Below are 20,940 nucleotides of genomic sequence, written 5' to 3'. Positions count from 1 at the left end.
AGCCGGTCGCTGCTTATTCGCACACCGGCTTCTTCTATGTCCCAGCGTTATTCTCCCACTTCCTCGTTACCCAAATCAGGCATACCTCGCTTATTACTACCAGCTACAATGACCATTTCTACATATGGCGCAATTCGATTCATCAATCGCTGACCTTTATGTTGTTCATCGCCATCTCTATTCGTAAAACTAAAATGACGCTCCAGCTCTGCCATATGATAGTTAGAAGTATAGAATGTCGGTTTGCGTTCCATTCTGTAGTTCAATATCGTTCCGATAATATGATCACGTACCCAAGGGCTTAAATTTTCTGCTCCAATATCATCAAATACGAGTACATCGGTTTCTTTCAACATATCTATCGTTTCTTTTAATTTTATCGCATCATGCATCAGTAGTTTTAAATCTTCTACAAAATCAGGCATATAAATAATAACGCCCGAGTATCCAGCTTCTGCTAGCTCATGCATCATATAGCCCATCAAAAATGTTTTACCTGTTCCGAATGGACCTGCCAAATAGAGACCATGAGCTGATAAACCTTCTTCCTTCACTTTGTGAATATAGCGCATCACTTGTCCAACAGCTTTTACACGTTCCGGATCATTGTCTAATATTTCTTCAATCGAATAACGTTTCTTTAACGACTTTTCATCAATATAAAAACTATGAATCCGACTGCGAATATGTTCTTCCTTTTGCCTAGCATTAAACTTTTTACAAGCAATTTTCCGATCGTTTATTTGCACTTGTGCTTGTGATTCATCGACGTAGAGCATCGTATAATGCCCTTCATAATCATTCGGACATAGATCAAGCCCCGGGCAATGGGAACAATTACGATATTCTGAAACATGTTGATATAGTTTATTCATGTGTAGTTTTAAAATAGTGTCATTGATCTGAGGATGTTTCGCTCGTAATTGTTTAATCAGTGGTTCTTCAGCCAGTGCTTTCATCTTTTGTTCTGCTTGTTCCATCATGGATTGCCCTTGCTTCCATCCTTGTAGCATATTTCCTAAAGAATCCACCTGTTAATCACTCCTTTATACGACTCAACCATTTTTGTGATCTGTTAACTTACGTGCTAGTTTTCGCAATTCCATCATTTCATCTGCCGAAACAGCAGTAGCTGCGGCTTGCTCACTAGAAATAATCGGTATCTCTGGTTTCGCTCGAACAGGATTACGTTTATTATTATATTTGTTAGCGCTCGTTTGAGCAGCTCCACTCGTCGATTTACTTCGCTTTCCACTTGCTATTTCTTTCCGTTCTTCTTTCATTAGCTCTAGTTTTATTTGTTCGCGAACATACATAACTGCCTTCTCAAAACTAGTCACTTTTTTAATTAACATATTGGAAGCAACGGCATCAATAAAGCTTTTCGTAATGCGATTGCTATCATTGGCTCCTATAACATAATGAATTAACACATTAACGACTGGTTCTGCGAGTTTATACACAACGTCGATATGCTCGAACTGCTGCTCTAACCATTGGGGTACTGCACCTGGGAAAAACCTTTTTAAAAAGTGAGTACATGGTTCATTACGCATCAACATATTATATTGACTTATATCGCAATATGTAGCTAATTGATCTGGCACCTGCAAATAATACTTTTCTTCTACTGCTGCTTCCTCATTATCTAGCTTTTCATTACCTTTTTCTTCATTTTGAAATACTGCTGTTTTTGCTAATCGTTTTTCTTGTTGTTGTTCCCGCTTAGAATCTTGTCGATACATTTGCGAGGCAATCAGCTGTATTTCATCTAACTGCAATTCTCCAAATGATCCAAAAACACCATCTTCATCCAAAATACGACAAATATCTACAACCGATAGCTGATATTTATAAGCTACATAATTTAGCTGTTCCAATATATCCGTATGCATCCGTAGTTTTTCGACATGCGGACGATTAACAGAGCCACGTGGAAAGCGCAGTATAATCTCTCCATATGTAATCGTAGGAGGAATGACAAATTGCTCTTGCGAAGCTACAACAGCTGTTTTCTCACGAGTAGGCGCGACTTCTTGCAGTGCTTGTTCCAACTCCAAATCAAACGATTGCGTATTCAGTTTAAATAGTTCATAAAAAGGGATCGACAAGTTTTCTTTCATCAACTCCGCTTGCGCTAATTCATCTGGCTCCGCACAAGATAAAGATTCCCGCATCTCAATTACAGCATATTTCCCTACTTTATCACGTAATAACATCGCTAAATGTACTGTACTAAAAAAGTCTGTCGGTGATAACGGAGCAACTAATTCAAACTCATAAATTACTTCACCGCCATCATCAGTAGCTAACCGATAAGATTGCAGTAAACCGATAGCTTCCAGCTTGGACATTTGGTCTAATAAAAATTTTCGACTCGCTTCATTCATCTCTAAACCAGCACCAAGTAATAACTTGCGTAGCGGTTCTATAGTAGAATAACCTGTCTTACCTTCCGCCACCATATGATACATCTGCTGATAAACAGCAATAGCAAATGCTCCGATCATCGGTTGATAAATTTGGGACAACATTTTCCCATCCAATTGGCTCATTGAAAAATCACGAAATATATAAAAACGATGATGTGCCGTAAAATGTAATAAATTAGATATAATCATAGTTATTTAGCTCCATCCTTCACTTACTACCTCCTATTTTATCATAAATCAATAGTAATAGCGCCCTCTGTAAAATAGTAGATAACAGCAAAAAAACAAAACAGCCTCCGATTTTATGCAGAAGCTGTTTCTTATAATTCACTATGTACTAAAACATTTTAAATCCTTTTTCACGCAATACTTTTATCGTCCAGCCACTAACAAACGCTCCAATAATCGCCCCAATTACTGGCAAATAATATATCGTATATTCGCCTATATTATTAAACGTTGGGTTAAATGTTTCGGTATCCCAAGGCGACCAAATAGCAACGACTATTAAAACTACAATAAATGCAATTGCCGGAAACCATGTTGTTTTTAGTAGCATGTTTAATATAAAACCGATACCAAATAACATGACAAAAAACAACAAAGTAGCAATGATTAACTGCACAATGTAAATAACCATACAATATGCCCCTTTCCTTCTCTCGTAATTAAGTTTAATCAATTGCAATATTGAAGTCAATCCACCTGAAATAAATGTCACAGTACCGCCATTTGCTCATTACATTCCGCCTTTGGTACAATAGTAACATTAGTGTTTACATACGAGAGGAGTTAATTATAGATGAATGAAGCCGCTTTAACGTTGGAGGGCTGGTATGCATTACACGATTTTCGCAAATTAGATTGGAGCAAATGGCGCCTTGCCAGTGCAGCTGAACGAACCGACGCTTTAAATGAACTACAAGCTTTTTATAGTGAATGGCTAGAAGTAGAAAATAATAAGCAAGGAAGTTCAGCCGTATACTCTATCGTTGGACAAAAAGCTGATATTGTTTTTATGCACCTGCGCGAATCGTTGCAAGATCTAAATGAGCTTGAAACAGCATTTAACAAAACTTCATTTGCTAGTTATACTATTCCTGCTTATTCTTACGTAAGTGTAGTGGAATTAAGTAACTATTTGGCAAAAGAAGGTGGAGATCCGATGGAAAATCCACACGTTGTTGCTAGATTGAAGCCTGTGCTTCCTAAAGCAGATCACATTTGCTTCTATCCAATGAATAAACGGAGAGATGGCGAAGACAACTGGTTTATGCTTAGTATGGATGAGCGTAAAAAATTAATGCTAAGTCACGGCTTAATCGGTCGATCTTATGCTGGGAAAGTACGACAAATTATTACGGGATCTGTCGGGTTCGACAATTGGGAATGGGGCGTAACGTTATTCGCTGACGATGCTCTACAATTCAAAAAATTAATTTACGAAATGCGCTTTGATGAAGTTAGTGCGCGTTATGCGGAATTTGGCGATTTTTATGTGGGTAATATATTGGACATCGATAAACTAGAGCAATTACTTCGCATTTAGTGAGAACTATCATCAATTACGCAATGGTATAAATCAAAAACACCTGTCACTAGCTATAAACTATAGGTCAGCCCTATACACTTATAGCTAAGACAGGTGTTTTTATGTGCAGTTTATTACGATGCAACTTTAGTCTTCGTCTGTTTCTGGCACTTGCTTCTCAGCCAAATAAGCTGCTGTGTCTCGATCACGTTGTCTACTTTTTTCTTTTAGACGTTCAATCGCTGGCATAATGAGCAGATCAACTTCATGTTGAACGGTATAAGCTAAGTCATAACGTGTTTGTGATTCTAAATAAGAACCCACTTCCATTAAAGCGTTATATCGGTCTAATTCATCTCTAGTTAACAACCCACGAACTTGCACACTACAATGTCTCATTTATAGAAACTTACCTTTACGTAATACAAGTTGAATACCACCAATAATAAATAAGTAACGAATGTCAATTGCTTTTTTCAACCAAGAAGCAACACGACCTTTGTACTTTTTGCCAAAAGCAACACCAATAGCTTCGCCTTTGCCAAGTGAAGCAACAGTTCCCTTATTGCTAAACGTGAACTCTTTCAGTGGCTGGTTGCGGATTGATGCTACAAGGTTATGCGCACATACTACTCCTTGTTGCATTGCAATCTGTGCTGTTGGTGGATATGGACGACCTTCTGGGTTAAACATCAATGAATTATCACCAATAATATAAACATGATCGCTATCTGGTGCAAGCAAATGGTCACTTATTTTTACACGACCACGCATCGTTTCGAATCCTGCTTCTTCAATCAGACGATTACCACGAATACCACCTGTCCAAATAACTGTTGCAGATTTAATTTCTTCATTATCTCCGACAACTACACCACTAGGCGTACATTCTTTGATCGCTGTACCAATGCGGAACGTTACTCCCTTTTTCGCAAGAACATCCATTCCATATTCCACTAATTCCGGATCAAACCCAGGTAGTGCACTTGGAGCAGCTTCAACGTTATAAATTTTGACTAAATTAGGATCTACATCATATTGCTTACATAGTAATGGCATACGATCTGCCAGTTCACCGATAAACTCGATTCCTGTAAATCCAGCACCACCAACTACAAACGTTAAGTAGTCTGTTCGATGAGGCTCTAATTTGTAACGAGCAAATTGATATTCAATATGTTCACGGATCAAACGTACGGAGTTGATACTACGAATACTCATCGCATGTTCTGCTAATCCCGGTATGCCGAATGTTTCTGGCTCGCCACCTAGTCCAATCACTAAATAATCGTAAGACAAAGTTCCATCCTCTAAAATAACTTTCTTGTCTTGCGGTCGAATTTGCACAACAGTAGATTTCACAAAATCAATTTTAAACTCATCAATTAATTTCGAAATATTTACTCGTGCGTTTTCTGGATTGTCTGTACCCGCTGCAGGCATATGCAAATGGGTTGTAAAATAGTGATAGTCATGCTTGTTAACCAAAGTTACGTCAGCTTCGTTGTAATTCAATTCTTTTTGAAGACGAAGCGCAGTAAGTACACCACCGTATCCGGCACCAAGGATAACTATTTTGGGTATGCTACTCATCGTTTGATCCCTTCCATTCTTTAATTTTCTGTAAAAAGATTGTGAATTTTTACACAATCTTGATCATAATTTTAACATTATACTATTTAATCTTTTAATCTCTTCCATGTTGCCTACAATTATTATGAAATTAATCACAACATACATCAGACATATTACAGAGTTTTTCGCCAAAATTCAAGGGTATTTTATACGAAAATGTTTAGAACTGTACACAAACAGTAATATGCTCTCCTTTATCCGATAAATTGCTCCTTATAAATATAGCACGTTTGAACTTGTAAATAAAACAAATAGAGCATCTTTAGAAGATACTCTACATATAATATAACTATCTAATTTATTATCAGGTAAGGTATTGCTATATTCATAGATGTTAATGATAATTAAACGACGACCATTTGATACGTAAATTGCTCCGAATCTCCACTTCTTCGTTCAATCTCAGCATAGATAAGTGATATAAAGTCAGGATCAAGTTGGTATTCTATTGCCGCATGATAAGTATCTACAAGAAGTTCATCAGAAAGCTGCCGCATACGATTGTCCTCCTTTTAGGCAAAGTTAATGATAGATTCATAGTATCATGTATTAATTTCAATCGACAACAAGCAGCATATCCACAACCCAGTGTGGATATGCTGTGCGTATTTTGTGAACAATAGTCGAATTACGAAGAATAACAAGGTGGATTATGTGGATAATGTTACCCACAGGTGTGGGTATAATTTCTTGATAGAAAAGTTTAATTGTATTCTAAAACTCCATAAAACTTTTTATCGCACTTTTTACTATATATACTACTACTGTGGTCGCGTATTTACTTCAAATAACCATATTTTACCGCTTTTATCTATTCCAAAGTCGTAGCCCAGTTGATTGATACCACGATATCGCTGTTCTAGTATTTTCGTAGATAACACCGTTAGTTTACGCATCTTACCTTTTTTCTCTTTTACGTAACTTGATCCTAGTGATAACGCAATTCCTTTTGATCCGGATACGAGCCGTCCACCTCGCTGCAAATTGGTTACAAATAAGCCAGAACGAGCAATCCTTCCTACAATTGCTTTGTATCTCCATCTGCCGTTTTCCTTCACATATTTTACACGATAGTCAATCGGCCTGCCATTCACAGTTGCGAGGTCAATTCCTTTTTGAATCATATATCTTTTCTTTTTCATTGTAGCTCGTAGTGCTCTATATAATGAATCATACGATTGAAACGAACGAGTACGGGATAAATACGTATATGAATAGGTTCCTTTCGCATGTTTCACAACTTTTATTACACCTGCTCCACCTGAACCAACCAACGGTTTAATAACAACCATTCCATGTGTTTGTAGCATTTCCATTAAGTTTTTTGAATGGAATCTTTTTGTAGGCGGTATATGATTAGCAATTTCATGGTTGCGGATTAAGACGTCCGTTTTTGACATTTTATTAGCAAGTATTCGTCCACTGCCGCGTGCTACTGTCATTATCTTCACACTCCTTCTCCCTCTTTACTATTACAATATGTCCAACCTCATAAACTTTCTTGGATGGCTGTCGCTGGTTATTAGCCGTTAATTTAGAAACACAGCAAAAAAGACAGAATAAATTCGCTCGTTCACGAATCTACACTGTCTTTTTGTGATGATGATTACCTACTTTTTATTTTGTTCCATCATCGCTGCTTTCAATTTGTATGCCAAGCTATTAGTTAAAGGTGCATTATCTTTATATTTATTTAGTAGCTTTTGCTCTTCTCGCTTATTTATTTTGCCACTTTTCGCTTCATCCAACATTTCTATAATGTTACACGGTTTACATTGTGCATACTTCCCAGCTTTTCCGTCATGCATTTCCATCTTTTTGCGACATTGCGGGCAACGTTTATTCAGCAATACTGGTCCAGCCGCTTTGCGATAGCTACACTCTCGATTGGAACAGACAAATGATTTGCCACGTTTCCCTTTCACTTCAAGCATAGCCTCTCCACACTCAGGACAAAAACTGCCGGTTGTATTATGCGGTTTGTATTGTTTCGTTGTACTAATTACTTCGCCTACCCACTTCGTAGCTTGCTGACGAATAGCGACGATAAATTTTTCTGGATCAGCTTTTCCTTTTGCGATTTTTTCCAGCTCTGCTTCCCATTTTGCAGTTAGTTCTGGACTACGCAGCTCATCTACGACCAGTTCAATCAATTGCTCCCCTTTGCCTGTTGGTTGCAGTCGATTGCTCGTTCGGTCAATTGTATCTGTTTGCAATAGCTTTTCAATAATATCAGCTCTCGTCGCTGGCGTTCCAAGACCGTACTTTTCCATCTGTGCTAGCAAGCTAGCTTCCGTGTACCGTGCGGGCGGCATCGTCCGCAATGGTTTATACATCGTTTGTTTTATTTTGAGCTTCTCGCCTTGCTTGAGTGGCGGCAACGACTGTTGCTCTAGAGAAGATGTGTTTTCTTGTCCGTCCTCTTCTTCGTCCTCTCGATCCAGCTCTCTACTGTTCTCTGTATAAACTGCTCGCCACCCAGCATCTTTTTCGATTTTACCTTTGGCGTATAATTTATCGTTACCAGCTTGGATAACAACAGCTGTCTCATCGTATCGATAAGGCTTAAAAAACAAACTTAAAAACCGGCGTACAATGAGATCGTACAGTCTTCGTTCATCATTCGTTAATTGACCTAGCTGCACAAATTGTTCCGTTGGTATAATCGCATGGTGATCAGATACTTTTTCGTTATTAACTACACGAGCAGACATCGTTACTTTTCCAGCTAGCGCTTTTCTAGCTAATGTTTGATAGGGACCTACTGCGATACTTTGCAATCTACCAGGAAGCGTCGGTACCATATCTGTCGTCAAATATTTGGAATCCGTTCGCGGATAGGTTACCAATTTATGCTGCTCATACAATTTTTGCAATACATTGGACGTTTGCTTCGCCGAAAAACCTAACTTTTTATTCGCATCCCGCTGCAATTCCGTCAAATCATATGCTTGTGGATGAGGCTGTTGTTTTTCGGTTGTCCGCAATTGAACGACGGTCGCCACTTGGCTATTATCAGCAATTCGCTTTACAATTTCCTTTGCCTCTTCTTCACTCCATATCCTTCCATCCTGTGTATCTTGCTGACGATATGTAGCTTGAAAGCGATCAAATTGTGCTGTTATCGTCCAATAAGGCTGCGATTGAAAGTTTTTTATCGCCTTTTCTCTTTCCATCAACATCGACAATGTTGGCGTTTGTACTCGCCCTGCCGCCAATTGTGCATTGTATTTCGTCGTAAGTGCTCTAGTCACATTCAATCCAATTAGCCAATCCGCTTCTGCTCTACATACAGCCGATGCATAAAGATCGTTATAAGCTCGTCCATCTTTTAGCTTTTGAAACCCTTCTTTAATTGCTTGATCAGTTTGTGACGAAATCCATAACCGCTTAAACGGTTTGCGCCAATGGACTAATTCCATAATCCAGCGAGCAACTAGCTCCCCTTCACGCCCAGCATCAGTCGCAATAATTAACTCCGATATATCTTGTCGTTTGCATAATTGTGCAATTGCTTTAAATTGATGCGATGTTTCACGCATTACTTTCAAGTTCATCCGCTTTGGTACAATTGGCAAATCTTCTAGTGTCCATGTGCGGTATTTTTTATCGTAATCTTCCGGTTCTGCTAATGTTACAAGATGTCCTAGCGCCCACGTGACCACATACTTTGGACCTTCAATATAGCTTTTATGTTTTTGGGTACAGCCGAGTACACGAGCTATTTCTTTTGCTACACTTGGTTTTTCGGCTAATACTAGTGATTTCATATATTCATTCTCCTACTTTTATATTTTCATTTATTATAACTTATCATCGTACTTACTAATTCTATCGCTACTTCTAGTATACCACTTCAACGCAAAGAAGAGCACGCCACCATCGATTAGCATTTTACTATTGTTACTTGCTATAATAAAGCGGGGGGAGTGAGAATTACGATGTTTATTGTAATTGGAATTGTTTTTTTACTCGTATATAGCGCTTTAGTTTATTACATTGGAAGAAGTAGCTGGCGCTTTTTGCAACCAGTGCTGCGCAACCGGTTTAAATGGGCTTATATTATTATTATTAGCTTTTTAGCTGTTTCCTTTATTTTGGGCAGAATCTTTGTTTCACAATCTTATTTGCAAGTGATAGGCGCATATTGGCTGGTCTTATTTGTCCTTTTATTAATGTTATTGCCAATCGCCCATCTGATTATCTGGATAGCACGAATGATGAAATTTTCCAAACAAGGGGCACAACAAACGATTAGCATTATATTGCTTGTTTCACTCGTTGTCATTATTGCAGTCGGTTCTTTCAATGCTTATAGCCCTTATGTTAAGCAATATGACGTTTCGATTGTCAAAGATAATGTACAGCTCAACGATGCAAAAGACCCATTGCGAATTGTTGTAGCTTCGGATATGCATTTCGGGTATTTATCAGGTAAAAATCACGCGAAACGATTAGTAAAAGAAATCAATGCGCTGGAACCAGACATTATTTTATTTCCCGGAGATATTATCGATGACCAACTAGCGCCAGTAGTCGCTCAAGGCATTCCAGCTATTTTACAAAACTTACAATCTACGTACGGCACTTATGCTTCACTCGGTAATCACGATCGAACAACAGAAGGACTAGAACAATTGATAGAAGTGATCGAGAGCAGTAATATTAAGGTTCTCTATGATGAAGTAGAACTTCTTGAAGACAAACTATACATTATTGGTCGCAAAGATCATTCTGATAAAGCACGAGTGCCACTGCAACAGCTTACAGAAAAACTAGATCATACGAAGCCAATTATTATACTGGAGCATCAACCAAAAGATTTCGCGGAAGCTGAACAACAAGGGGCAGACCTTATTCTCTCTGGTCATACGCATCGAGGGCAAATAGCACCAGCACACCTGATTACACAGCTATTATTTGAAAATGATTGGGGATACTTGCAAAAAAATAATATGCATTCGATTGTAACTTCTGGCTACGGTTTTTGGGGACCTCCCATTCGGATTGGTAGTCGCTCAGAAATTGTCCAAATCAACGTTAGTTTCGCCCCATAACATAAAAAACAAGCGTAATTTTGTCAGCTGAAAGAACAGCAACAATTACGCTTGTTTCTATGAAAATAAACACCACTTAATTATCCTTCGCTCCTCATTAAACCTTTCATATAACTACGACTGGCAGCTAGAAAATAAATATATTGCATGAGAATAAAAATACCGATAATAACAAACGAGTATAACCAATTAGATGACATCATAATGTTATCCAGTGACTGCATTGCAAACAATGCATGAACGATTCCGATGACACAAGGTACGAAAAAGATAATCGCTATTTGACTTACAACAATTCGTTTAGTTTCTGCTTTAGTCATCCCAATCCGATGTAAAGAGCGGAAATGACTGCGATCTTCTGATAGCTCTGTGAACAGTTTGAAATAAATCATACTGCCAGCAGCTAAAAAAAATAATAAACTAATAAATAAACCAATAAATAATGTTAAACCACTGATCGTATTTGCTTCATTATATGCTGCTAGTCTACCAATACTACTAATCTCTAGTTGTTCTGGTGTTAAATCTGCTTTCAGTTCATTCATAAATGAAGTGGTCTTCGTCCAATTTTTTAATTCATAACCGATAACGGTTATTGTTTGCTCTTTATTTGTATTACGCGATAATTGCTGGAACATTTCATCGTTAGCTACTAGTGTATAACCGACATATGGTAGTGTTTTGTTCATTATATTCCCATCAATCCACTGCACGATATCCACATTCCATATTTGACTTTCAATGGTACTTTGGAACGTTCCTTGTTTAAAAGAATGATCAATATATTCATAACTGGAACCAATAAAAACTAATTCGCCATCATGAAGCGATGTTTTGGGTAATTTTAAATGTTGCGCCAAATTGTTATAATCTGATTCAGCAATAATAAAGGATATACTTTGATCCCAGTGGAACGGCTTGTTTACTCCTTTTTTGTTCATCATCTGTAATTCTATAGTAGAATTATCCAGCAAAATCCCGCTGTATTTATCTTTGAAAGCAACTTCAATGTTTGCTGCTGCTATTTTCTCTTCCAGCTGTTTTTCATCCAGTAATTGTTCGATTTGCTGACTGGGTGCTGCAAAAGACATCGTATGTGGGTATATCTCAAGTGCATCATCTCGCATTTGAATCGACATAATGTATACTGTACTCATTGCTGTCATAATAACAGCACTTAAAATAGAAACGGTAAATAAAATTCGAGCGTTATCTCTAATTTTGTAACCCAACTGCGCATACGTTAGCAAATTCGTCCGTTTATAATAAAAAGATGGTTTTCGCTTTGCTAATTTCAACAAGAAGATACTGAGCTGGGTTAATAAAAAATAAGTTCCAATTACTACAGTAATTAAGATGGGTAAAGATAATAGTATAAAACTAAAACCATCCATGATATATGCCATGGAATAACTTGCAGCTAGACAAACAACGGCAACCAAAACAAGCCACTTGGAATAAACAAGTTCCCCTTTTGGACGCTGCCCTGCTTGGAGTAGTTCAATTATTTCTACTTTGCCAATCCGAAAGGAAGACCAGATCGATAAAAAAAAGAATAAACTAAAAAATCCAATAGCAGTTATCCATATAGCTCGACTAGGCATTGCAAACGGCATCGACTGTTCCATTTGGAGTAACGCCGATATCGTCATAAAAAACAATTTGCTAAACAGCATGCCAATGCCGATTCCCGTTGCTATCGCTAACAGCGAAATAGCCGTGTTTTCATAAATGACCATCTTACGTAACTGATTTCGTGTCATCCCAAACAAAGAATATAGTCCGAATTCTTTTTTTCGTGTTTTTAAAAATGCGGAATTAGAATATAAGACGAAAAAGAACGAAAATATAATGATCAAATAGAGACAAAGCTCCATCGCTGTTTTTACACCAGAAGCTCCGATAATATGACCATTCACAATGCCCGGATGATAGATAAATGCGGCATAAAGATAAAATATAGCGACCGAAAAGACACTACTTAAAAAATAAGCACTATAAGACCGCCAATTTCCTTTTATATTACTAATTGCGAGTGAGCGAAACGTCATCGAAGTTCCCTCCCAGCACACTTAACACATCCAATATTTGTTGAAAAAAAGCTTGCCTATTAGCACCGCGTCGTATTTCCGAAAAAAAGCTACCATCTTTAATAAAAATAATACGTTCACAGTAACTTGCCGCAAACGGATCATGGGTAACCATTAGTATCGTTGCATCCATTTGTTTATTCATATCTTGTAGTGCATCCATTACATCTTTCGCCGCTTTTGAATCCAAATTACCCGTTAGCTCATCGGCTAGCACTAAAGATGGTTGATGAATGATTGCCCGGGCAATAGCCGCTCTTTGTTTCTGACCACCAGAAACTTCATACGTCCGCTTCGTTAATATAGATGAAATATTCAAAAATTCAGCAATAGGTTGCAAGCGCTCTTCGATAAGCCGCGGAGCTACTCCCTCTAAAACGAGCGGCAATATAATATTTTCTTTTATACTTAACGTATCAAGTAAATTAAAATCTTGGAACACAAATCCTAACTGTCTACGGCGAAATAATGCTAATTTATTGGGTGATAAGGTTACTGGATTAATCCCATTAATCTCCAATACGCCAGACGTTGGTTTATCTATCGTTGCTAATAGATTCAATAATGTCGTTTTCCCGCTCCCTGACGGTCCCATAATGCCGACAAATTCGCCCTTTTTGACATCCAACTCAATATCTTCTAATGCTTTATAAGTCATCTTACCTTTACCGCCGTAAATTTTACATAAACCTTTTACTTGTAAAACAGACATGGTTATAACTCCTCCTTCGTACAATTACTAATCTACACATATTATATAAATAAACAGAAGGGCTACCCATCGATTTGTCTTACAATTCAGCTTCTATTCCCTATTTCTAGCTTACATTATTGTCACCTTGACTTTATTGGCTAAAATGATGCACACCACTTGAAGTGAATTTTATCGTCACAGCTGTTCCGATACCAATTGTAGACTGTACTTCTATCGTATGCCCGAGCTTCCCAACAATTAGTTGGCTCAAATATAGCCCCATACCAGTAGACTCCTCTACTAAACGCCCATTTTGCCCTGTATAAAAAGGATCGAAAATGCGTGGTAGCTCGTGCTCAGCAATACCAATTCCTTCATCTATAATCGTTATTTCGCCTATACTTCGATCTTGCTCCTTACTGCTCGTACATACAATTCGCAAATTTTTATTACCTGGTTTTTGCTTACTATATTTGATCGCGTTACTTACGAGCTGCTGCACTAAAAATTGAAACCATTTCACATCCGTTTCTACAGTCAACTGTCCTTCCAAATGAGGAAAGATCGAAAACTGGATAAATTGCTTTTTATGTAGGTTAATTACTTTGCGAACGATATCATGAACAGCTACTTCTTCTATGTGCAAGTCTACTGCAAATTTTTCTAATCGAGCAGTATGCAACATAATATCTAACCCACTAGAAATTCTGTCATTCTCTTCACGAATACTTTGCATCGTTACTTGCTCTGCATCTTCTTCTACTAATAAATCAATAATTGAAACTGGCGTTTTCATATGATGGACCCACTGTAATACAAAGTGATGATTTCTTTCTTGTTTGCGACGATGCTCGCCCAATTGATTCAAATAAGCGGTATGCAGTTGTTGTATCATCGCATTCACTGCTTGTTGCTCTTTGGTTACAGCCGATTGGAATAGTAACGATTCACTTAAATCCATTGTTGGAGTCGTAGAGACAAGGACTTCTGTATAGTATTTCCGTTGTCGTAAATAATCAATCGTTATAACAGCTAGCATGATCACAATAGCCAAAAACACAAAATAGTTGCGAGTAGCCGAATGAACATATCCACCATAAAGAACTAACTCTAACTCCATTAAAACAGCAAAAATAATAACGATAATAACAATGCTCAACAAATACAACAAACGATCAAATAAAAATATGCGCAGCAACTTTCCTTCTTGCTTTAATTTCTTTAATTGCTTTGACTGCTTCAATTGCTTCACCTTTAACTTTCTGACACATCGTTTTTCGATTCTATAAAGCTGGCAAAACTAGTTTATAACCACTACCTCGAACCGTTTCTATCGCTTTAGGCAATCCGATTTGTTCCATTTTTTTGCGTAAACGAGTAACATTCACCGTCAGCGTGTTGTCATCGACAAAACTAACATCATCCCACAACGCTTCCAAAAGTGTCTCCCTCGTCACCACATTTCCGTATGCTTGCAGGAAGCAATGGGCCAACTTTACTTCATTTTTTGTTAATTCTATTTGTTGTTGGTGCCAGCGCAATACATTTCGCGAAAAAAATAATTGGAGTTCACCAACATTTATCACTCCTGCTGTTTGATGCTCTGATTCTTCGTTACTATCTCCGCGCACTTGATTTATATCACCAGCATATTCTCCGTACGTTCTCCGCAACAAGCTTTTAATTTTGGCTAACAACAAATCAATTTGAATCGGTTTTGTGACGTAGTCATCTCCACCATTTTCTAGCGCCATTACTTGATCCATCTCTCCCGCTCGCGCTGACAAAAAAATAATTGGTACACTGGAAGTAATTCGAATCTGCCTACACCAGTAGTATCCATCATAATACGGTAAATTAATATCCAGTAAAATGACATGAGGATCAAACTGTTTACTTTCTATTTGCAACTGCTGAAATTGTTCCGCTCGCTCTACTATATAACCGTATTTTTTCAGCTTTTGTTTTAATATTTCTGCTATTTTAAAATCATCTTCGATTATAAATATGCGGTACACTCGTTTCTCCTACTTTCGATTACGTTTGTTACTATTATGATGCAAAAGCCAAAAAAAAAACAAGCTATTCCCACTGCATAAACAGTTTGATTTGCTTGTAAGGTTTAATTTTTCCATAAAATGTTTTTAAGAGACAGATCACCACGATGGTTTAATTAATTGCTCTAAAATTGCTTTTAACTCCGCATCAATCGCTGCTTGATCTTTCTTTTCACCCTTTATTTCTAATTTCGTAATTTCTATTTGAAAAGGATCTTTTGGATCAAGTGATGTAAACTTCAATTCGTAATCATGATCTCGTTTTACTTTGTAGCCCATTTGAGTAAATGCAGCTAAAAAATCTTTCATTTGTGGACGCTCATCATCACCCAAAAAAAGTAATCCCCGTAACGCTTCTGTCTCTTTTCCTCTAGTCAATTTAAAATGAAAAATACATTCTTTCATCGCCAACTTACTCCTCTCTTTCGTTGCAAACAGTCTTTCTCATGTTGCTTGATTACAGCTTTTAGCTTACGTAAGTGGCAAAGTAAATTTAATAGTCGTTCCATTACCAGGCGATGTGCATATATCGATCATGCCACCTACACTTCGTGCACGTTCTTCCATACTAAACAATCCAACGCCATGGTCACAATCATCTAACGTAAAACCTTGCCCTTCATCAGCGATCGTAACAATTATTTCTTGATCATTTTCCATAAGCTGTACTACCGCTTCAGATACATCAGCGTATTTTGCAATATTAGTTAATGATTCTTGAATAATTCGGTATATAGCTGTTTCACGAGCAGATGATAATCGTGTTTCTAAACTATGCTCCAATTTTATATTAATTGCAAAATGCTGCGCATAGTTTTCGATGTAAGTACGAATAGCAGGTACAACACCGAGATCATCCAGCACAGATGGACGTAATTCAAACGCAATACTTCTAATATCTTCCATCATAACAGACACGTCTTTACGCAACAGATGTAAATCAGACAACTGTTCATTTTCAGAAATTAACCGATCTAATCGAATAAGTAGCGAAAATAGACTTTGCCCTATTCCATCATGCAATTCTCGTGATATTCGTTTCCGCTCATCTTCTTGAATTTCAATAACTTTGACCATTGCTTCTTTCAGTTTCTGCTCTGTTAACTTGCGATCCGTTACTTCTGTACGAATTGCTAAATACTGGTACGGTTTACCTTGATTATCTATAAAAGGAACAATTGTTGTACTAACCCAATAGTAGCTGCCATCTTTCGCCTTGTTTTTTATTTCTCCCCGCCATACATTGCCACTAGCAATCGTTCGCCATAGCTGCTGAAAAAAAACACGACTGTGAAAACTTGAATTAATAATTCGATGGTCTTCCCCTAACAATTCACTGCGTTCATATTTAGAGATTTCACAAAATTTATCATTGACATATTGAATACGCCCACGAGCATCTGTTATCGCTACGATAGATGATTCATCTAATGCGAATTTTACATCTGTCAGTTGTTTCAAAGAATTCGTTACCTGCTCTAGCAGGTCTGGCTTCATATGCTGTTGTTGCAATATAGCGATCAGTTTATCGACGTCATTGCCTATTCCTTGGGGCATCAAAGATGAAGAGGGATTACTCAAAATTCAACAGTCCTTTCTTCAAAGCAAATTTAATCAATTCTGGTCTTGTCTTTAGCCCTAGTTTGTCCATCACATTACTACGATGCGATTCGACCGTTTTCACACTAATAAATAAGTTTTCAGCTATCTCTTTGTTCGTGTAACCTTTCGCCAGCCAGCCTAAAATTTCTCGTTCTCGCTCGGATAACGTATCATAAGGAGTCACGACTTCTGCACCATTGCGCAACCGATCCAAATATTCTCCCATTAACCGTTTGGTTGCCGTTGGGTACAAATAAGCATCGCCCATAGCTACAGATTGAATAGCTGATATCAATTCATCATGTGGTGCATTTTTCAATATATAACCAGAAGCCCCGATTTGAATGGCACGGAACAAATATTCATCATCATCATGCATCGTCAAAATTAAAATCGCAACATCTGGCATTAGCTTTTTCAATTCACTCGTTGCTGTCATTCCATCTTTGCCATGCGGCATACTTAAATCCATTAATACAACGTCAGGATGGATTTGTTGAGCGAGTACAATCGCTTCATCACCTTCAGACGCTTCACCGATAACTTCTATTCCATTACGTCCATGCAACAGCATAGACAAACCAGATCTAACTACGGCATGATCATCACAGATCATTAGTTTAATCATATTCTCACCTCGCTGCATTGCTCCTTATCTATTATAGCAGTACAGCGAGATGTTATCACACTATTTTATTGTAAGCGATTAGGTAATTCCATCACTAACAATTCCCCTAATTGACTGGCATAATCAACAGCGTCCCCTTGCTCCGCTGAGCTATATATCATCTGATTTCTTCTTCCTAATAATAATATCGCTGTAATCTCATTAGAATTATACACAGGCAGTGACAATGCACTGTCTAATTTTTCGGTTAACATCACAGGTTCACCTTGTCGGAATCGATCTGCATCACTACATATAAACGACGACTTCATTGGTCTTCCAGCTCGAATAGCAGCACCTGTTAAGCCACCTGTTAATTTTTGCACAATGAGTAAAGTCCGAGCGCTTACACTACCTTTTACATAGCTCCAATACAAATTGCGCTGCTCCCTATCGATAACGCCAAGTCCAATAAAATCACTACTGGACTGCTGACGTATATACTCTAACGAATAGTCAATTTTGGATTCAATAGTAGTAATCATCCATACCACCCCTTACTGCTCCATACAATCGTAAAATTTTATCCTATATGTAGTATAGAGCTTATTTTCAAATATGTATGTCAGGGAAATTCCCTATCATAATCAGTGAATTCCCTGATTTCGAATTTTTACAGATGATAGTATGATAAAAGTAACAAGGGTGAGGGGATGAAGCGGTATGAGTATTTATTTCGCCAACACAACAGAACGGCCGGTCGCAACAACCGACAACGGATATAAAGGGAATGCATCGTTTTTTACAGAAGGGCAGCTAGATCAGCTCGCTTCTATTACACATATAAAGAAAGTTTCAGCAGGGTCTTACCTATTTTGGGAGGGAGACGAAGCAACATCAGTTTACTGGATAAAAAGTGGAAGACTAAAACTACGCAAAACAACAAGTGATGGTAAAGACTTGCTACTATCTATCGTACAAGCGAATGATTTGATTGCTGATATTGATGCTTGGGATACGATGCACCGATATAGTGCCGAAGCAATCGACGATGTCGAAGTCGGAGTTATATCACGTTTGCAATTAGAACTACTAATGAGCAAAAGCGGTGAGTTTTCATATCGATTTGCAATGTGGATGAGTTTAATGCAACGACAAACAGAATCAAAACTGCGCGATTTATTAATGGGTGGCAAACATGGCGCACTAGCTTCCACATTAATCCGCCTATGCAACAGCTTCGGTATTATGAAAAGCGATCATATATTAATTGACATCAAATTAACGAATAGCGATCTAGCTGAACTCGCTGGAACTACTCGTGAAGGCATTAACAGAATGCTAAGCAGCATGAAAAAAGAAGGTATTCTTGAGCAAAATAATGATGGACTTCTCCAAATTATTAATCAAGGTGAACTTCGCAAAATGGCAGGCTGCCCAGAATGTCCAGTATGCCCGATTGAAATTTGTCGAATCTAAGCAACAAATTACATGGACGTAGGTATGGTTATCAATATGGGCATGGATGTAGAATTTGAATGTGAATGTAAATCATAAAAAACCTGCGCTATAGCGCAGGTTTTTATACGTTCTATCGTATAAAAGGATTGGATATGGTCAGGTAGATGCAGACTTGGTCGCTTTGTACTAATTTTCAAATAAAAAGACTTAGTGTGATAATTGACAACGGATGGAACCATCGACGGAGAGCTACAGGCAGATAATAGAGCTGCGAAAGACGGATGAAGTTGAGATTTGTACGAAATTTCGTATGACCAAGCTGAATATGGTTGTCGAAATGTAGGATTTATACGTTTTATCGTATAAACGACCTCGGTATAAGGATCGAAGTTGGAGGATTTATACGAAATTTCGTATGAAAAGCTCAGAAATGACCGTCAAAATGGTGGCTTTGTACTAATTTTCGTATAAAAGGGCTTGGTTTGATAATTGACAGCGGATGGAACCATCGACGGAGAGCTACAGGCAGATAATAGAGCTGCGAATGACGGATGAAGTTGAGATTTGTACGAAATATTGGATAAAAGTTGGACGGAAACGTTACGTTATGTTACATTGCGTTACGTTTTATCGCCCAACTTTTTATTTTGGGGAAGTTTTTTATGGGACAGCCCTATCTGTTATTTTAATCCCTTTATTTCCATTGTAATAATACGCCTAAAGCTTCGTGACGCTGATGCAGTAGCATCTCATATCCTCGCTGTGCCTCGGTATAGGTTATTTTATTCGTTATCAGTGGACCGATTTTCAATATATTGTCGTTAATTAACCGTAACATGTAACGTGTAATTTCATATCGATTGGAAGGAAAATCGCTATCGTTTTGTAACCCTTCGTGTGCTCCTATAAAACGGACACCTTTTCGATGTATGTGCTCATATACATTTATTTTTGTATGACTACGTGTTGAACCTAGTGCGATAACTTGCCCCATATTTTTCACAAGCTCCAGTGCAGGTACAACAAGATGTGGCGATCCAGTTGCTTCTACTACAATATCCGCTTGCTCTCTTTTCATCAGTTGTTGTAATTTCTCTTTCCACTGTGCAGCATCCGTTGCTAATATCGTATGTTGTATTCCCACTTGTTGCGCTATGAGTAACCGTTCCTCCACAACATCTATTACTACTACTTCAGCACCCAATAACGCATATAGCTGAGCTGCCATATTTCCAATTAACCCCATACCAATAACTACAACAACATCCCCTACCCGTATATTGCTCTGTATAATAGCAGTCATTGAAATTCCAGCTAATCTGGCAAAGGGTATTCTTTCTAATTCGGATTGATGACTAATCGCTATAATAGGCGATATTGGTTGATTTTGAGTAGATAACACGTTATAACTAGCGTGCTTTCCCGTAGCATATACAAAATCTCCAATGGAATAGTGTTCAACATCACTACCAACAGCAGCAATTTCACCAACAAGAGCGTATCCCGGATAAAAGGGGTATTTGGCAAATGTATTATTCGGATCTGATATCCCTACATGCGTTCCGGTATATAATGCTAATTCTGTTCCTGGACTAATTAAACTATATACCGTTCGAATTAATACATCATTTTCTTTTAATGGACTGTCCAACAGTTCTTTTTCTAATCGAAGATCGAAATCCTTTTCAAAATAAAGTTTGGAATTATAAATTTCTTCATTTAATAATCTATTTCCACTCATAACATCCAGCCCCTAATATCGATCACGTATTAA

Annotated in this window: 20 protein-coding genes; 3 read left to right on the top strand and 17 right to left on the bottom strand. The window is 37.8% G+C overall.

The annotated features are described in order from the left end of the window. Window positions 1-47: 47 nt before the first annotated feature. The 3 genes from dnaI to ACFSTH_RS16600 all read right to left on the bottom strand — a co-directional run bounded on the left by dnaI (window position 48) and on the right by ACFSTH_RS16600 (window position 3,072). Window positions 48-1,031: a primosomal protein DnaI gene (gene dnaI / locus ACFSTH_RS16610; RefSeq protein ID WP_377774930.1), complete on the bottom strand. Its 984-nt coding sequence runs from the start codon at window positions 1,029-1,031 to the stop codon at window positions 48-50. 24 nt (window positions 1,032-1,055) lie between these two features. Beyond that, window positions 1,056-2,621 carry a helicase DnaB gene (locus tag ACFSTH_RS16605; RefSeq protein WP_377774931.1) on the bottom strand — a complete coding sequence of 522 codons (1,566 nt, stop codon included), beginning with the start codon at window positions 2,619-2,621 and terminating at the stop codon, window positions 1,056-1,058. Between the two features lie 148 nt (window positions 2,622-2,769). After that, the gene (locus ACFSTH_RS16600; protein WP_377774932.1) at window positions 2,770-3,072 is read right to left on the bottom strand and encodes a YuiB family protein; all 303 of its coding nucleotides are present in this window, start codon (window positions 3,070-3,072) and stop codon (window positions 2,770-2,772) included. A 162-nt stretch (window positions 3,073-3,234) separates the two neighbouring features. Here ACFSTH_RS16600 and hemQ point away from each other — a divergent pair, with 162 nt between their 5' ends. Continuing rightward, window positions 3,235-3,981 (top strand): hydrogen peroxide-dependent heme synthase, encoded by a 747-nt coding sequence (gene hemQ, locus ACFSTH_RS16595; protein ID WP_377774933.1) that lies wholly within the window; start codon window positions 3,235-3,237, stop codon window positions 3,979-3,981. Window positions 3,982-4,110: 129 nt separating this feature from the next. On the opposite strand, the gene ACFSTH_RS16590 is transcribed toward hemQ, so the two are convergent. The 5 genes from ACFSTH_RS16590 to ACFSTH_RS16570 all read right to left on the bottom strand — a co-directional run bounded on the left by ACFSTH_RS16590 (window position 4,111) and on the right by ACFSTH_RS16570 (window position 9,368). Then, complete coding sequence (locus ACFSTH_RS16590; protein WP_377774934.1) at window positions 4,111-4,362, bottom strand: hypothetical protein; 252 nt, start codon at window positions 4,360-4,362, stop codon at window positions 4,111-4,113. Next, window positions 4,363-5,556, bottom strand: coding sequence for an NAD(P)/FAD-dependent oxidoreductase (locus tag ACFSTH_RS16585; protein ID WP_377774935.1), 1,194 nt, complete (start codon window positions 5,554-5,556; stop codon window positions 4,363-4,365). Between the two features lie 386 nt (window positions 5,557-5,942). Beyond that, window positions 5,943-6,095, bottom strand: coding sequence for a sporulation histidine kinase inhibitor Sda (gene sda, locus ACFSTH_RS16580; protein WP_377774936.1), 153 nt, complete (start codon window positions 6,093-6,095; stop codon window positions 5,943-5,945). Window positions 6,096-6,359: 264 nt separating this feature from the next. Beyond that, window positions 6,360-7,040: a YheC/YheD family protein gene (locus tag ACFSTH_RS16575; RefSeq protein WP_377774937.1), complete on the bottom strand. Its 681-nt coding sequence runs from the start codon at window positions 7,038-7,040 to the stop codon at window positions 6,360-6,362. 168 nt (window positions 7,041-7,208) lie between these two features. Then, a complete protein-coding gene (locus ACFSTH_RS16570; protein ID WP_377774938.1) occupies window positions 7,209-9,368 on the bottom strand; it encodes a DNA topoisomerase III in 2,160 nt (719 codons plus the stop codon). A 171-nt stretch (window positions 9,369-9,539) separates the two neighbouring features. On the opposite strand from ACFSTH_RS16570, the gene ACFSTH_RS16565 reads away from it, so the two are divergent. Continuing rightward, complete coding sequence (locus ACFSTH_RS16565) at window positions 9,540-10,655, top strand: metallophosphoesterase (RefSeq protein ID WP_377774939.1); 1,116 nt, start codon at window positions 9,540-9,542, stop codon at window positions 10,653-10,655. An 80-nt stretch (window positions 10,656-10,735) separates the two neighbouring features. Here the strand turns inward: ACFSTH_RS16565 and ACFSTH_RS16560 are convergent, their stop codons facing one another. From ACFSTH_RS16560 to ACFSTH_RS16525, 8 genes are all read right to left on the bottom strand, one after another. Next, a complete protein-coding gene (locus ACFSTH_RS16560) occupies window positions 10,736-12,706 on the bottom strand; it encodes an FtsX-like permease family protein (RefSeq protein ID WP_377774940.1) in 1,971 nt (656 codons plus the stop codon). Next, window positions 12,681-13,457 carry an ABC transporter ATP-binding protein gene (locus ACFSTH_RS16555; RefSeq protein ID WP_377774941.1) on the bottom strand — a complete coding sequence of 259 codons (777 nt, stop codon included), beginning with the start codon at window positions 13,455-13,457 and terminating at the stop codon, window positions 12,681-12,683. Before ACFSTH_RS16555 ends, ACFSTH_RS16560 begins: the two co-directional genes overlap by 26 nt. A gap of 133 nt (window positions 13,458-13,590) precedes the next feature. Next, complete coding sequence (locus ACFSTH_RS16550; RefSeq protein WP_377774942.1) at window positions 13,591-14,691, bottom strand: sensor histidine kinase; 1,101 nt, start codon at window positions 14,689-14,691, stop codon at window positions 13,591-13,593. Between the two features lie 31 nt (window positions 14,692-14,722). Further along, on the bottom strand, window positions 14,723-15,457 hold the full coding sequence (locus tag ACFSTH_RS16545) for a response regulator transcription factor (protein ID WP_377774943.1): 735 nt from the start codon (window positions 15,455-15,457) through the stop codon (window positions 14,723-14,725). A gap of 138 nt (window positions 15,458-15,595) precedes the next feature. Further along, window positions 15,596-15,901, bottom strand: a complete 306-nt coding sequence (locus ACFSTH_RS16540) for a hypothetical protein (RefSeq protein ID WP_377774944.1) — start codon at window positions 15,899-15,901, stop codon at window positions 15,596-15,598. A 66-nt stretch (window positions 15,902-15,967) separates the two neighbouring features. Then, window positions 15,968-17,077 carry a PAS domain-containing sensor histidine kinase gene (locus tag ACFSTH_RS16535; protein WP_377774945.1) on the bottom strand — a complete coding sequence of 370 codons (1,110 nt, stop codon included), beginning with the start codon at window positions 17,075-17,077 and terminating at the stop codon, window positions 15,968-15,970. Continuing rightward, a complete protein-coding gene (locus ACFSTH_RS16530; RefSeq protein WP_377774946.1) occupies window positions 17,070-17,726 on the bottom strand; it encodes a response regulator in 657 nt (218 codons plus the stop codon). The genes ACFSTH_RS16535 and ACFSTH_RS16530 overlap by 8 nt, the downstream gene beginning before the upstream one ends. A gap of 65 nt (window positions 17,727-17,791) precedes the next feature. Next, window positions 17,792-18,250 (bottom strand): GAF domain-containing protein, encoded by a 459-nt coding sequence (locus tag ACFSTH_RS16525; protein WP_377774947.1) that lies wholly within the window; start codon window positions 18,248-18,250, stop codon window positions 17,792-17,794. Between the two features lie 178 nt (window positions 18,251-18,428). On the opposite strand from ACFSTH_RS16525, the gene ACFSTH_RS16520 reads away from it, so the two are divergent. Continuing rightward, window positions 18,429-19,184, top strand: a complete 756-nt coding sequence (locus ACFSTH_RS16520; RefSeq protein ID WP_377774948.1) for a Crp/Fnr family transcriptional regulator — start codon at window positions 18,429-18,431, stop codon at window positions 19,182-19,184. Window positions 19,185-19,860: 676 nt separating this feature from the next. Here the strand turns inward: ACFSTH_RS16520 and ACFSTH_RS16515 are convergent. Next, the gene (locus ACFSTH_RS16515) at window positions 19,861-20,907 is read right to left on the bottom strand and encodes a zinc-binding dehydrogenase (protein ID WP_377774949.1); all 1,047 of its coding nucleotides are present in this window, start codon (window positions 20,905-20,907) and stop codon (window positions 19,861-19,863) included. Window positions 20,908-20,940: the final 33 nt, after the last annotated feature.

The sequence above is a fragment of the Paenibacillus yanchengensis genome (assembly GCF_042684845.1).
GTDB classification, from domain to species: Bacteria; Bacillota; Bacilli; order Paenibacillales; family Paenibacillaceae; genus Pristimantibacillus; species Pristimantibacillus yanchengensis.
Note: the sequence above shows the minus strand (reverse complement) of the source record. Positions and strands in the feature narration are given on the sequence as shown.

Excerpts from the sequence above, each read along its gene's own strand:
- ACFSTH_RS16605 (WP_377774931.1), bottom strand. The coding sequence starts at position 2,621 with ATGATTATATCTAATTTATTACATTTTACGGCACATCATCGTTTTTAT.
- ACFSTH_RS16600 (WP_377774932.1), bottom strand. The coding sequence starts at position 3,072 with ATGGTTATTTACATTGTGCAGTTAATCATTGCTACTTTGTTGTTTTTT.
- hemQ (WP_377774933.1), top strand. The coding sequence starts at position 3,235 with ATGAATGAAGCCGCTTTAACGTTGGAGGGCTGGTATGCATTACACGAT.
- ACFSTH_RS16590 (WP_377774934.1), bottom strand. The coding sequence starts at position 4,362 with ATGAGACATTGTAGTGTGCAAGTTCGTGGGTTGTTAACTAGAGATGAA.
- ACFSTH_RS16585 (WP_377774935.1), bottom strand. The coding sequence starts at position 5,556 with ATGAGTAGCATACCCAAAATAGTTATCCTTGGTGCCGGATACGGTGGT.
- sda (WP_377774936.1), bottom strand. The coding sequence starts at position 6,095 with ATGCGGCAGCTTTCTGATGAACTTCTTGTAGATACTTATCATGCGGCA.
- ACFSTH_RS16575 (WP_377774937.1), bottom strand. The coding sequence starts at position 7,040 with ATGACAGTAGCACGCGGCAGTGGACGAATACTTGCTAATAAAATGTCA.
- ACFSTH_RS16570 (WP_377774938.1), bottom strand. The coding sequence starts at position 9,368 with ATGAAATCACTAGTATTAGCCGAAAAACCAAGTGTAGCAAAAGAAATA.
- ACFSTH_RS16565 (WP_377774939.1), top strand. The coding sequence starts at position 9,540 with ATGTTTATTGTAATTGGAATTGTTTTTTTACTCGTATATAGCGCTTTA.
- ACFSTH_RS16560 (WP_377774940.1), bottom strand. The coding sequence starts at position 12,706 with ATGACGTTTCGCTCACTCGCAATTAGTAATATAAAAGGAAATTGGCGG.
- ACFSTH_RS16555 (WP_377774941.1), bottom strand. The coding sequence starts at position 13,457 with ATGTCTGTTTTACAAGTAAAAGGTTTATGTAAAATTTACGGCGGTAAA.
- ACFSTH_RS16540 (WP_377774944.1), bottom strand. The coding sequence starts at position 15,901 with ATGAAAGAATGTATTTTTCATTTTAAATTGACTAGAGGAAAAGAGACA.
- ACFSTH_RS16530 (WP_377774946.1), bottom strand. The coding sequence starts at position 17,726 with ATGATTAAACTAATGATCTGTGATGATCATGCCGTAGTTAGATCTGGT.
- ACFSTH_RS16525 (WP_377774947.1), bottom strand. The coding sequence starts at position 18,250 with ATGATTACTACTATTGAATCCAAAATTGACTATTCGTTAGAGTATATA.
- ACFSTH_RS16520 (WP_377774948.1), top strand. The coding sequence starts at position 18,429 with ATGAGTATTTATTTCGCCAACACAACAGAACGGCCGGTCGCAACAACC.
- ACFSTH_RS16515 (WP_377774949.1), bottom strand. The coding sequence starts at position 20,907 with ATGAGTGGAAATAGATTATTAAATGAAGAAATTTATAATTCCAAACTT.